The 12,241-nt window shown below is 73.6% G+C and carries 13 protein-coding genes; 7 read left to right on the forward strand and 6 right to left on the reverse strand.

Annotated features, from left to right (window positions below; genetic code table 11):
- Positions 1-48: 48 nt before the first annotated feature.
- Positions 49-1,896, reverse strand: a complete 1,848-nt coding sequence (locus ABZ452_RS06285) for a glycoside hydrolase family 15 protein (RefSeq protein WP_357940044.1) — start codon at positions 1,894-1,896, stop codon at positions 49-51.
- 95 nt (positions 1,897-1,991) lie between these two features.
- Complete coding sequence (locus ABZ452_RS06290; RefSeq protein WP_357939511.1) at positions 1,992-2,945, reverse strand: NAD(P)/FAD-dependent oxidoreductase; 954 nt, start codon at positions 2,943-2,945, stop codon at positions 1,992-1,994.
- Positions 2,946-3,016: 71 nt separating this feature from the next.
- On the opposite strand from ABZ452_RS06290, the gene ABZ452_RS06295 reads away from it, so the two are divergent.
- From ABZ452_RS06295 to ABZ452_RS06315, 5 genes are all read left to right on the forward strand, one after another.
- Positions 3,017-3,604, forward strand: a complete 588-nt coding sequence (locus tag ABZ452_RS06295) for an XRE family transcriptional regulator (protein WP_357939513.1) — start codon at positions 3,017-3,019, stop codon at positions 3,602-3,604.
- A gap of 192 nt (positions 3,605-3,796) precedes the next feature.
- Positions 3,797-4,534 carry a Stf0 family sulfotransferase gene (locus ABZ452_RS06300; RefSeq protein ID WP_357939515.1) on the forward strand — a complete coding sequence of 246 codons (738 nt, stop codon included), beginning with the start codon at positions 3,797-3,799 and terminating at the stop codon, positions 4,532-4,534.
- Positions 4,535-4,776: 242 nt separating this feature from the next.
- Positions 4,777-6,258 (forward strand): NCS2 family permease, encoded by a 1,482-nt coding sequence (locus ABZ452_RS06305; RefSeq protein WP_357939517.1) that lies wholly within the window; start codon positions 4,777-4,779, stop codon positions 6,256-6,258.
- A gap of 221 nt (positions 6,259-6,479) precedes the next feature.
- Positions 6,480-6,962 (forward strand): GNAT family N-acetyltransferase, encoded by a 483-nt coding sequence (locus ABZ452_RS06310; RefSeq protein WP_357939519.1) that lies wholly within the window; start codon positions 6,480-6,482, stop codon positions 6,960-6,962.
- A gap of 63 nt (positions 6,963-7,025) precedes the next feature.
- Positions 7,026-7,823, forward strand: a complete 798-nt coding sequence (locus ABZ452_RS06315) for an alpha/beta fold hydrolase (RefSeq protein WP_357939521.1) — start codon at positions 7,026-7,028, stop codon at positions 7,821-7,823.
- Here the strand turns inward: ABZ452_RS06315 and ABZ452_RS06320 are convergent.
- Genes ABZ452_RS06320 through ABZ452_RS06330 form a run of 3 tightly spaced genes read right to left on the reverse strand, consistent with a single transcriptional unit; the run spans position 7,795 to position 10,058 of the window.
- A complete protein-coding gene (locus ABZ452_RS06320) occupies positions 7,795-9,174 on the reverse strand; it encodes a hypothetical protein (protein ID WP_357939523.1) in 1,380 nt (459 codons plus the stop codon). The genes ABZ452_RS06315 and ABZ452_RS06320 overlap by 29 nt on opposite strands.
- Positions 9,171-9,674 carry a SigE family RNA polymerase sigma factor gene (locus ABZ452_RS06325; protein ID WP_357939525.1) on the reverse strand — a complete coding sequence of 168 codons (504 nt, stop codon included), beginning with the start codon at positions 9,672-9,674 and terminating at the stop codon, positions 9,171-9,173. The genes ABZ452_RS06320 and ABZ452_RS06325 overlap by 4 nt, the downstream gene beginning before the upstream one ends.
- Before the next feature lie 54 nt (positions 9,675-9,728).
- The gene (locus tag ABZ452_RS06330; RefSeq protein ID WP_357939527.1) at positions 9,729-10,058 is read right to left on the reverse strand and encodes a hypothetical protein; all 330 of its coding nucleotides are present in this window, start codon (positions 10,056-10,058) and stop codon (positions 9,729-9,731) included.
- Between the two features lie 224 nt (positions 10,059-10,282).
- Here ABZ452_RS06330 and ABZ452_RS06335 point away from each other — a divergent pair, with 224 nt between their 5' ends.
- Together ABZ452_RS06335 and ABZ452_RS06340 are read left to right on the forward strand one after the other, a co-directional pair.
- Positions 10,283-11,086: a helix-turn-helix transcriptional regulator gene (locus ABZ452_RS06335; RefSeq protein ID WP_357939529.1), complete on the forward strand. Its 804-nt coding sequence runs from the start codon at positions 10,283-10,285 to the stop codon at positions 11,084-11,086.
- A complete protein-coding gene (locus ABZ452_RS06340; protein WP_357940046.1) occupies positions 11,074-11,259 on the forward strand; it encodes a DUF397 domain-containing protein in 186 nt (61 codons plus the stop codon). The genes ABZ452_RS06335 and ABZ452_RS06340 overlap by 13 nt, the downstream gene beginning before the upstream one ends.
- Before the next feature lie 12 nt (positions 11,260-11,271).
- Here ABZ452_RS06340 and ABZ452_RS06345 read toward each other — a convergent pair whose 3' ends face one another.
- Entirely contained in the window at positions 11,272-12,207 is a 936-nt protein-coding gene (locus ABZ452_RS06345; protein ID WP_357939531.1) for a phosphotransferase, read from the reverse strand.
- Positions 12,208-12,241: the final 34 nt, after the last annotated feature.

Consider the following 12,241-nt stretch of genomic DNA (forward strand, 5'->3'; position numbering starts at 1 on the left):
TGGCTACCCGGCCTGCCGTCGACTAACCCCGCACGCGGTCGGGAGGAGTCACCGCCGCTGCCGGGACTGGGCCTCGGCATCGAGCATCTCGTTCAGCGCCAGCGCCGTGTTGATCAGCGCGAGGTGGCTGAAGGCCTGCGGGTAGTTGCCGATCTGCTCACCGGTCGAGGCGATCTCCTCGGCGTACAGGCCGAGGTGGTTGCTGAAGGTGAACATCTTCTCGAAGGTGAGCCGGGCGTCGTCCAGGCGGCCGGAGCGCGCCAGCGCCTCCGCGTACCAGAAGGTGCACATGTTGAAGGTGCCCTCGTGGCCGGGGAGCCCGTCGGGGGAGTGGACCGGGTCGTACCGGTGGACCAGGCTGTCGGAGACCAGCTCCCGCTCGATGGCGTCGAGGGTGCGGCACCACATCGGGTCCGACGGCGTCACGAAGCCGACCGCCGGCATCGAGAGCAGCGCGGCGTCCAGGACGTTCTCGCCGTAGGCCTGCACGAAGGACCCGCGGCCCCGGTGGTAACCGCGCGCCATCACCTGGTCGTAGATCAGGTTCCGCTGGCTGGTCCAGCAGGCGACGTCCCCGGGCCGGCCGGTGCGGCCGGCGAGCCGGATGGCCCGGTCCAGGGCTACCCAGGACATCACCCGGCCGAAGGTGTAGTCCCGGGGATGGTGGCGGCTCTCCCAGATGCCGGCGTCCGGCTGGTCCCAGTTGTGGCACAGCCAGTCGACGAGCCGCACGGTGCTCTTCCACACCTGGTGGGAGACCCGGATGCCCTGTTCGTCGGCGACGTGCATGGCGTAGAGCGCCTCGCCGTGGATGTCGAGCTGGAGCTGGTCGGCGGCGCCGTTGCCGATCCGGACCGGCCGGGAGCCGCGGTAGCCCTCCAGGTGGTCGAGGATCTCCTCGTGCAGGTCGGACGATCCGTCGACCCGGTACATGATCTTCAGCGGGGCCTGGTGGTCGCCGGCCTCGCGGATCCGCTCGTCGAGCCAGTCCATGTACCGGCCGACCTCCTCGGTGAAGCCGAGGCCGAGCAGCGCGTGCACCGAGAAGGACGTGTCCCGGACCCAGGTGTAGCGGTAGTCCCAGTTGCGTGTGCCGCCGACCAGTTCGGGCAACGCCGCCGTCGGCGCGGCGATCATCGCCCCGGTCGGCGCGTACGTCATCAGCTTCAACGTGATCGCCGACCGCTCCACCATCTCCCGCCACCGCCCGGTGTACCGGGACCGCTCGACCCACCGTCGCCAGTAGTCCCGGGTCCACTCGAACATGCCCTGCACCTCTTCGAGCGGGACGGCCCGGGGTTCCATCTCCGAGTTCGTCTCCAGCACCACCCCGCCGGTGTCGCCCTGGTTCAGGGTGCCGAACCCGATCAGGTCGCCGTCCCCCAGGTGCATGTCCTCCTTGGCGATGAGTTGGCGGATCGGCTGGACCGGGTTGAAGGTGAGCGACGCCGACGAGCCGCGGAAGACGAAACCGCTCCGGTGCCGCTCCAGTTGCGGCTTCTCGCGCCCGTAGTCGAACCGGGGCCGGCACTCCAGCCGGAACCGCATGCTGCCCCGGACCATGGTGACCATGCGCACCAGGCGGTGCACGTCGGTGACGCGCTCGCCGGTGACCGGCATGAAGTCCTGGACCTCGGCGACCCCGTCGGCGCTGATGAACCGCGTGATCAGGATCGGGGTGCCGGGCAGGTAGAGCTGTTTGGTGACGTAGGTGGCCTCGTGGGGGGCGATGCGGAAGTAGCCGCCCCGCTCCTTGTCGAGCAGGGCGGCGAAGATGCTGGGCGAGTCGAAACGCGGCGCGCAGAACCAGTCGATCGTCCCGTCGCAGGTCACCAGGGCGGCGGTTTGAAGATCACCGATGAGCCCGTGATCCTCGATCGGCGGATACTCGTCCACGTCGCCCCCCGGTCTCGACTGCACCCTCGGGCAGTAACCTAAAGGGCAATTTTGGCCATGTAAGTCGTATTCGTGAATGCCACCCCTCCGCGTGCTCAGCCGCGCCGCCGCGCCTCGACCGCCCGGCGGGTCTCCTCGGCGACCAGGTCGCCGTTGATGGCGGCGGCCGCCAGGGCGCCCGCCGCCGCTGCCGCGCCGACCTGCGCGGCCGGGTCGGTCACGTTGCCCGCGACCCACACCCCGGGCACCTCGGTACGCCCCGTCGGGTCGGCGGGGACGTGCTCGCCGACCCCGGCCGGATGCTCCACGGCCCGCAGACCGAGCGCCGCCAGGAACCCGGCCCGCGCCACCATCCGGGGCGCGGCGACCAGCACCTCGCGCGCGACCAGCCGGCCGTCGCGCAGGCGTACCCCGACCAGCCGGTCCGCCACGACCTCCACCGACGCGACCTCGCCCTCGACCACGGTGACGCCCCGCGCGGCCAGCTGTTCGGCCTGCTCGTCGCCGAGCGGCGGCGCGGTGTGGCGGAGGAGGACCACGTCGTCGCTCCACTGGCGGAACAGCAGCGCCTGGTGCACCGACAGCGGCCCGGTGGCCAGCACCCCGATCGGCCGGTCGCGCACCTCCCACCCGTGGCAGTACGGGCAGTGCACCACGTCCCGGCCCCACCGCTCGCGCAGTCCGGGCAGCTCGGGCAGTTCGTCGACCAGGCCGGTGGCCACCAGCAGCCGGCCGGCCCGGACCCGGCGGCCGTCGGCCAGCGCCACCGTGAACCCCGCACCGTCGCGGGTCACCGTGTCGACCTCGCCGTCCACCAGGTGCCCGCCGTACCGGCGCACCTCGTCCCGGCCGCGCGCCAGCAGCTCGGCCGGGGGCATGCCGTCACGGGCCAGCAGCCCGTGCACCCCCTCGGCCGGGGCGTTGCGCGGGCGGCCCCCGTCGATCACCAGGACCGACCGGCACGCCCGGGCCAGCATCAGCGCCCCGTTCAACCCGGCGGCGCCGCCGCCGATCACCACCACGTCGTAACCTTCGGTCACCCTGACCACCTCCTGCGGCAACGATGCGGCGGCGGTGGCCGAACCCGCAAACTTTGTTGCTGATCTGGCAAACTGGGGGGATGGACGACGACCTCGACCGGGCGCTCGACGCGGTGGGCCCCCGGCTACGCGCGCTGCGCCGCGAACGGGAGACCACCCTGGCCGACCTGTCGGCCGCCACCGGCGTCTCGGTGAGCACCCTGTCCCGGCTGGAGTCGGGCAGCCGCCGGCCCACCCTGGAGCTGCTGCTGCCCCTGGCCCGGGCGCACGGCGTGTCGCTCGACGAGCTGGTCGGCGCCCCACCCACCGGCGACCCGCGCATCCACCTGCGGCCGGTCACCCGGCACGGCATGACCATGCTGCCGCTCACCCGCCGGGCCGGCGGCATCCAGGCGTACAAGCTGGTCATCCCCGCCGGCGGGCGGCCCGCCGAGCCCACCCCGCAGACCCACGAGGGGTACGAGTGGGTCTACGTGCTCAACGGGCGGCTGCGGCTGGTCCTCGGCGAGCACGACCTGGTGCTCGCCCCCGGCGAGGCGGCCGAGTTCGACACCCGGGTGCCGCACTGGTTCGGCCGGGCCGACGACGAGGCGGTCGAGTTCCTCAGCCTCTTCGGCTCCCAGGGCGAACGCGCCCACCTCCGCGCCCGCCCCCGTCCCGCCTCTTGAAGATCTTGGTACGAACTGGCCCCCCGAGGGGCGGTTCCGTCCCAAGATCTCGGCGGTCGGTAAGTTGCGGCGGAACTCGTCACGAACTGGCGCGCCGGATGGTGCTCCACCGCCGCGGCTAGCCCGGGTGTCGGCTCCCCGCCCGCCCGATATCGGTTGACGTGATTCGGGCCGCTCCGCTTGGTTGGCGGAGTGACCGGCGTCGACACGTACCTCATCTGCGCGGTGCCCCGGACGGGCAGCTCGCTGCTCTGCGGTCTGCTGGCGTCGACCGGCGTGGCGGGCCGGCCGGAGGCGTACTTCCGGGAGCCCGACGAACCGCTGTGGGCCCGCCGCTGGGGCCTGCCGGCCGGGCAGTGGCGCTACGGCGACTACGTCCGGGCGGCCCTCGCCGCGGGCCGGACCGGCAACGGCGTGTTCGGGGCGAAGGTCATGTGGGGCACGCTGGACCGCATGGTCGACGGGCTGGCCGGCGACCACCCGGACCTTGCCGGCGCGGACGACGCGCTGCTGCGCCGGGCGTTCGGCCGGACCTCCTTCGTGCACCTGCGCCGCGACGACGTGCTCGCGCAGGCGGTCTCGTGGCTGCGCGCCGAGCAGACCGGCCGGTGGACCGACACGGGCCCGGACGCCGTCGACGCGTCCGGCCCGCCGACCGGCGAGCCGCGCTACGACCCGGACGGCATCGACGAGCTGCTGCGCACCATCGCGGAGCACCAGGGCGCCTGGGACGCGTGGTTCGCCCGGCACGGGATCACCCCGCACCGGGTGCGCTACGAGGACCTGGCGGCCGACCCGGGCGGCGTGACCCGGGGCGTCCTCGACGCGCTCGGGCTGCCGTCGGCCGGGGTCCCGGTCCGGCCCCGCCACTCGCGGCAGGCCGACGAGATCAACGCCGAATGGATCGCCCGGCACCGGGTCCGGGCGTGACCTTGGCCACCCCCGCGCCGGATCCCCGCTCAGGGGCAGGTCATCTGCCGTTACCCGGCGGTTAAGGTGGGCCTCGCGAAGTCGCTTCCCCGGACCCGGGGCGCGGCTTCGTAGTGCTTCACGGGATCCGTGGAGCCCAGCCGTCCCGACGTTCTCCGGGCCAACCGCAACGGGACGGCTGCACCCCCACCGCCCGGCCGGCGTGACCGGCTGGGCCAACCCGGAACGGAGTAAGCCACGCCATGAGCGTGACTACGCAGGATCCTGCTGCCCCGGTCGAGCCGGCGGAACCCGCCGCGCAGAGCCGCCTCGACCGCTTCTTCGAGATCACCCGCCGAGGCTCGACGGTCCGGCGCGAAGTGCTCGCCGGGCTCACCACCTTCGCGACGATGGCCTACATCGTCGTACTCAACCCCCTGATCATCGGCACCGCGCCGGACGCCGACGGCAGGACGCTGGGCATCCCGGCGGTCGCCGGGGTCACCGCCCTGGTCGCCGCGGTCATGACGATCATGATGGGCGTCGTCGGCCGGGTGCCGTTCGCGGTGGCCACCGGCCTCGGGCTGAACGCCTTCGTGGCGTACGCGGTCGCGTCCCAGATGAGCTGGGCCGAGGCCATGGGCCTGGTCGTCATCGAGGGTCTGATCATCACCGTGCTGGTGCTGACCGGTTTCCGGAAGGCCGTGTTCCGGGCCATCCCGGCCGAGCTGAAGGCGGCCATCGCGGCCGGCATCGGCCTGTTCATCGCGCTGATCGGCTTCGTCGACGGCGGTCTGGTCCGGGCGGGCACCGGCGTGCCGCTGCAGCTCGGCTCGGGCAGCAACGGGACGCTGCGGGGCTGGCCCACGGTCGTCTTCCTGATCGGCCTGCTGGTCACCGGCATCCTGGTCGCCCGCAAGGTGAAGGCCGGCGTCCTCATCGGCATCGTGGCCACCACGGCCGTCGCGGTGATCGTCAACGCGTTCGCCAAGCCCGGTCCGGCTCTCGTCGACGGCAAGCCCAACCCGGACGGGTGGCGGCTCAACGTGCCGACCCTGCCGGACCCGCTGGTCCAGAAGCCCGATCTGCACCTGCTCGGCAACGTGTCGTTCGGCGCGTTCGCCCACGTCGGCCTGATGACCGCGCTGCTGCTGGTCTTCACCCTGGTGCTGGCCGACTTCTTCGACGTCATGGGGACCACGGTCGGCCTGGCCAAGCAGGCCAACCTGGCCACCGAGGACGGTACCGACATGCCGCGGCTCGGCAAGGTGCTCTTCGTCGACGGTGTCGCCGCGGTCGCCGGCGGCGCGGGCAGCGCCTCGTCGGCCACCACGTACGTGGAGTCCTCCTCGGGCATCGCGGACGGTGGGCGGACCGGCCTGACCAGCGTGGTCACCGGCCTGCTCTTCCTGGGTGCGCTGCTGCTCACCCCGCTGGTGTCGCTGGTGCCGAGCGAGGCCGCCGGCCCGGCGCTGGTGGTGGTCGGCGCGCTGATGATCCGCCAGGTCAAGGACATCGACTTCACCGACGTGGGCGTCGCCGTCCCGGCCTTCCTGACCATGACGCTCATGCCGTTCACCTACTCGATCACCAACGGCATCGGCGCCGGCTTCGTGAGCTGGGTGGCGATCCGGGTGGCGCAGGGCAAGGCGCGGCAGATCCACCCGCTGATGTGGGCGGTGGCCGCCGCGTTCGTGATCTACTTCGCCATCAACCTGGTCAAGGCCGTCACCGGCGTCAGCTGACCGGTCCTCCGCCGCGCCCCCGTTGCCCGTTGGCCCGAGGCAACGGGGGCGCGACGTATCCGGATCATGGGCTAGAGTGCCGGTGCGCGGACACGCGACCGTCGTGGGCGCAGGGGGATGAGGCCATGGATTGCCATGAGCTTCCCCTGCCATGCCTTCTTCCGGGTCGCGCGCGCTGACCGACCGCGACCCGGGTCACTCCACGACCTTGGAGAATCGCGTTGTTCATCTCTGAACTGACCACCGAACGACTCGTGCTGCGCCCCTGGCCGGCCGAGGAGGCCGCCGCCGTCGTCGCCGGGGAGCGGCGCCCGCACTGGGCGGCGGACTTCCCCGCCGGCGGCGACCGGGTGATCGCCGGGATCATCGCCGGCGACCCGGACCGGCCGCACGGCCACCGGCTCATCGTCGAGCGGGAGACCGGCCTCACCGTGGGCGCCATCGGGCTGAAGTGGCCGCCCACCGACGGTGCGGTCGAGTTCGGCTACGGCATCGCCCCATCTCGACGCTGCCGGGGCTACACCACCGAGGCCGTCCGGGCGCTGGTCGCCTTCGCCCGCACCGTACCCGGGGTGGCCGAGGTCTTCGCCACTGTCGACCCGGCCAACGTGCCGTCCGTCCGGGTGCTGGAGAAGGCCGGCCTGCGCCGGGCCGGCACGGTCGACAGCGACGAGGGGCTGCTGCACCGGTACGTCGCCGAGTAACGCCGAGCCGGACGGCCCGGTGGCGGGGCGACCCGCCGCCGGGCCGTCCGTCGTTGAAGGGGCGTGAGCTACGCGGACGTCAACGGGCTGCGCCTGTGGTACGAGGTCCAGGGCGCGGGGAAGCCGCTCGTCCTGCTGCACGGCGGCTACGGGTCGACGGAGATGTTCGCCCCGATCCTGCCCGACCTGACCAGGCGGCGGCGGGTCGTCGCCGTCGACCTCCAGGGCCACGGCCGCACCGCCGACGTGGACCGGCCGCTGCGCTACGAGTCGATGGCCGACGACGTCGCCGCCCTGCTGCGGCACCTCGACCTGCCGCCGGCCGACGTGCTGGGCTACTCCCTCGGCGGCGGGGTGGCCCTGCGCGCCGCGATCCAGCACCCGGCCCGGGTCCGGCGCCTCGTGCTGGTCTCCACGCCGTGCCGACGGCAGGGCTGGTACCCGGAGGTGCTGGCCGCGATGGCCGCCCAGGACGAGCGGGTCGCCGAGCGGATGCGCGGCACCCCGCCGCACCAGCTCTACGAGCGGGTAGCGCCCCGCCCGCAGGACTGGCCGACCCTGTGGGCCAGGACCGGCGAGCTGCTGCGCCGGGAGTACGACTGGTCGGCCGAGGTGGCCGCCCTGCCCATGCCGGTGCTGCTGGTCTTCGCCGACGCCGACTCGATCCCGGTGCACCACGTGGCCGAGTTCTTCGGGCTGCTCGGCGGCGGCCACCGCGACGCCGGCTGGGACGGCACCGGCCGGCCCGCGTCCCGGTTGGCCGTCCTGCCCGGGCTGACCCACTACGACATCGTCGGCTCACCCGCCCTGCCCGCGGCGGTGCTGCCCTTCCTCACCCACGAGGTGCGTGCCCCCGAGTGAGCCGGCGTCGCCGCCGGAGCAGCCGCCCGGCCAGCAGGCCGCCGAGCACCAGCGCCACCGCCCCGGCCCCCCACCAGAACCGGCCGCCCGGTCCCGCCGGTGGATCCGCCGCCCGGACCCGGCCGGCGCGCACCACGGCGTCCGCCACGTCGATGGCGAGCACCTCGTCCGGCGCGGTGAGCAGCGTGGTCGGCGAGGCCGCCCCCGGGGCCAGGCCCAGCACCCGGACCGTCTGCACGTTGGGATACACGGTCCGCTGGTCCATGTCGACGGGCCCGTCGAAGCGCTCCGGCGAGTCCGGATCGGGCCGGTAGCCGACCACCAGCGCGGATCCGTCCGGCCACCAGCCCAGCAGCCGGATGGTGGTGACGCCGTCGACCGCGGGCAGCGCCAGCACGCCGAGGTCCCGGCCGCTGGCCGGGTCGATCCGGCGTAGCCGCCAGCGGGTGGTGTCCGGGTCGCGGCTCACCAGGGCCAGCGTCCCGTCCGGCAGCCAGGCCCCCTTGCCGGCCAGCCCGCTCTCCGGCGGCAGCGGGAACGACGTGATCGACTGCCCGTCGGCGCCGGTCACGAGCACCTTGTCGCCGACCTGGTAGGCCAGCCGGGACCCGTCGGCCGTGAACGCGACCGGGGTGCCGAAGACCGGCAGCTGCTCGGTTTCGAGGAGGCGTACCGCCCGGCCGGTGTCGAGCCGCACCAGGCTGAGCGTGTTGACGTATGCGCTGCCCTCCGGGTTGGCCGGCGTGGTGTCCCGGACCACCAGTGCCGTCCCGTCGGGCGCCCAGCCGGCCGGCTCGGTCCGGCGGCTGCCCTGCCGCGGGCTGGGCAGCCGCCGGACCGTCCCGTCCACCAGGTCGACCAGGTCGATCCGGGGGTGCTCCGACGACCCGCCCGGCACGGCGAGCAGCCGCCCGTCGGGGGAGAGCAGCACCTGCTCACCGGCCGGCGCCTCGTAGCCGACCGTCCAGGTCCGGTAGCGGTCGGCCTCGGCGCCGACGATGCCGACGGTGCCGTCCTCGTCGATCAGCCCGGTGAGCCCCCGCGCCTGCCCGCTGAACACCACCGACGCCGGGCCGAGCCGGGGTCGGTCGGTGGCGCGCAACGAGCCGAACGCCGGCAGCCCGATCCGGTCGGGCAGCGCGGGGCCGTCCACACCGGCCGGCGCGACGGTGGCCGGCCCGCCGCCGCGTACCGCCAGCGGCACGAGCGCCACCAGCACCAGCACCGCCGCGACCGCCGCCGCCATCCGCCGCCGGGTGCGCCGCGCGGTCCGCACCGCACGCTCGTGCACCGGGTACGCGGGCACCTCGGCCGCCGCCTCCCGCAGCGCCTCCCGCAGCCGTACGCTCATCGCCCGCTCCTCTCCGGCGTCGGCTCCCACAGGTCGGGGACAAGGTCGCGGAGCCGGCGTACGGCGTCGTGCCCGTGCCGCTTCACCGTGCCCACCGAGCAGCCGAGCACCTCGGCCACCTGCGCCTCGGTCAGGTCCTCGTAGTAGCGGAGCACCACCACGGCCCGCTGCCGCGCGGTGAGCCGGCGCAGCGCCGCCACCACGCTGAGCCGCAGCGCGGTGTCCTCGCTGTGGTCGCCGCCGCCCCGCTCGACCGGCGACGCGTCCAGCCGTTCCGCCAGCCGCCGGCGGCGCCACCACGACACCTGCTGGTGGTACATGACCCGGCGCACGTACGCCTCCGGGTCCCCGTCGCGGATCCGGCGCCAGTGCCGGTACGTCCGGGCCAGCGCGCTCTGCAACAGATCCTCGGCGTGCTGGTGGTCCCCGGTCAGCAGGTACGCGGTCCGCGACAGCGCGGGCGACCGCTGCACCACGAACTCGTGGAACGTCTCCGACATGCCCACCCCCTCGCTCCCTAGGAACGCGCGCCACCCGGCGGATGGTTGAGGCCGTCATTCGACCACGCCCCGCCGGTACGGCCCCCAGGCCACGAACCGCTCGAACAGCTCGCGCGGCGTGGGCCCGTCGTCCGGGTTGAGCCGGAACAGGTCGTGGGCTGCCTCGTGGTAGAGCCCGGACAGGTAGACCGCCAGGTCGACCGGGTGATCCGCGTACTCGACCTTGAGCAGCAGCCGGGCCTGGGCGCACGGCCACGGCGACCCGCAGGCCCGGCACAGCCACAGGGGCCGGAGCGGCAGGTGCGGCGGCCGGTCCGGCGGGTAGGCGCGCGGCCGGTCCGGGTGCGGCCCGAGCCGGGGTACGGGAAGCATGGCGCCGCTCATCACGACCTTCCTTGTCACGGAGGCTGAGGTCGGGGCCGCCCCCGGCATCGGGGGAATCGGGGGCGGCCCCGCGGCGGGCCGGACGGGAAGCGGCCCACCGGTGACAGTCTGTTGAGGACGGCACTACTCTCGGAATCCGTCGAGGCTGATCGTGGACACGTCGGGTCGGCCGATGCCGAAACGTGGCGACGCCGGGAAGGTCGCCGAGAAACCGGGGAGGAAGCGTGGAAAGCGAGCCGACCGCCGACCTGATCCGTGCCCAGCTACGGCGCTTGCGGGTGAAGGCCGAGTTGAGCCAGGAGGAGTTCGGGAAGCTGGTTCACTTCTCGGGTTCCCAGGTGTCCGCGGTCGAGCTGGGCCAACGGCCGCTTGACCGGTTCTTCCTTCAACGTGCGGACGAGGTGCTGGCCACCGGCGGCCTGCTGACGTCGCTGCTCAAGCTCGCTGACCGCGACGGCCAGCCGAGTTGGCTACGGCCCTGGCTGGAAGCGGAACGGCAGGCACAACAGCTCCGCTGTTACCAGCCGACCCTGATTCCAGGGCTGCTGCAGACGCAGAACTACGCCCGCGCCGTCATCCGCTCAGCAGACACCCTGACGGACGACGAGGTCGAGCAGCGGCTCAACGTCAGGCTGGACCGGCAGGCCATCCTCTCGCAGCCGAATCCGCCGCAGTTCATTGCGGTGATCGAGGAAGCCGTCCTGCGACGTGCCGACGAGAGTTTCAAGGGCATCATGGCCGAGCAGACGGCGCACCTGATCGCCTGCGCCGCCAAGCCGCACATCAGCGTGCAGGTCATCCCTGTGGAGGTGAGTGTGCACGTGGGACTGATCGGGCCGTTCGTCCTGGGTAGAGACGCGAACGGCGGCTGGGTCGGCCACCTGGAGACTCAGCTCGGCGGCGACGTGGTCGACAGAGATGAGGACCTGGCTATCCTGCTGTCGAGGTGGGAGAGCGTCCGCAACGAGGCGCTGTCCCGTCGCCAGTCGATCGAGCTGATGAAGGAAGCGGTGACATCGTGGAGCTGATCGGCGCGCAGTGGCGGAAGTCAAGCCGTAGCGGCCAGGGTGAGTGCGTCGAGGTGGCCGACAACCTGCCGGGCGTGGTCGGCGTCCGGGACAGCAAGGATCCGGCCGGTCCTGCCCTCGCCTTCGCCCCGGACACCTGGCGCGCCTTCCTCACCTTCGCGAAGCGAGGCTGATCCCGAAAACCGTCAGCCCAGCCGGCGGGCGAGCCAGGGAAGCAGAGCGTCGCCCTGCAACCGCTGGAACGCCCGGACCGTCGGGATGCCGGGCGGGGGCGCCTGGCGGGCGCCGTCCAGGAAGAAGCCGGTGAACCCGGCCAGCACCCCGGTCAGGTCGGCCGCGTCCACCCCGGCGGTGAGCGGCCGGGCGGCCAGCAGCGCCTCCGAGTCGTGACCGCCGTGCACCTGCACGTTGATCAGGGTCAGCAGGCTGTCCAGCCAGGCCGGCCCGCGGCAGGCCCACGGCCAGTCGACAACGGTCACCGTGCCGTCCAGGCCGAGCAGCACGTTGTCGGCCCGGATGTCGACGTGGCAGAGGGTGTCGCCGGCCAGCGCGGCCAGCCCCCGGTCGGCGGCCGCGCACAGCTCGGGCAGCCGGGCCCGCGCCCACGGGTCCAGGTCGGCCGGTGGGTCGGCGGCGAGCCGCCGCCAGCCGCCGAAGTCGTACCCCAGTTGCTCGGTCGCGGTGGTGACCACCGCGGCGGGCGCCGGGGTGAGCACCCCGGCCATCGCCTCCAGGGTGGACAGCACGGCGGACAGCTCGCCGGCGTCCCACGGGGTGACCGGGTGCCGGCCCTCGACGTCGGTGAAGACCAGCGCGATCCAGTCGCCGTCGTCGTGGCTGCCGAGCAGCCGGGGCGCCGGCGCGGCCGGCGGAAGCGCGGCGGCGATCCGCGCCTCCGCCCGGTGCAGGGTGGGGCTGCGGTCGTTCTGCGCCGGGCTGACCGCCTTGACGAAGGCCCGCCCGCCACCGGCCGTGCGGACCCGGTCGGCGGTGCCGGGGGAGAAGCCGCCGTGCTGCGACTCCGCCGCCACCACCCGGTCGCCGAGGATCTCCTCGACGGCGGCGCGGACGGTCCCGGGCAGGTCGGTCCAGCGGATCCGGCTCTTCGTCAGGCTTGTCACCGACCCACCGTGCGCGACGCCGCCCGGCCGCGGC

The sequence above is a fragment of the Micromonospora sp. NPDC005707 genome (assembly GCF_040631005.1).
Lineage (GTDB): Bacteria > Actinomycetota > Actinomycetes > Mycobacteriales > Micromonosporaceae > Micromonospora.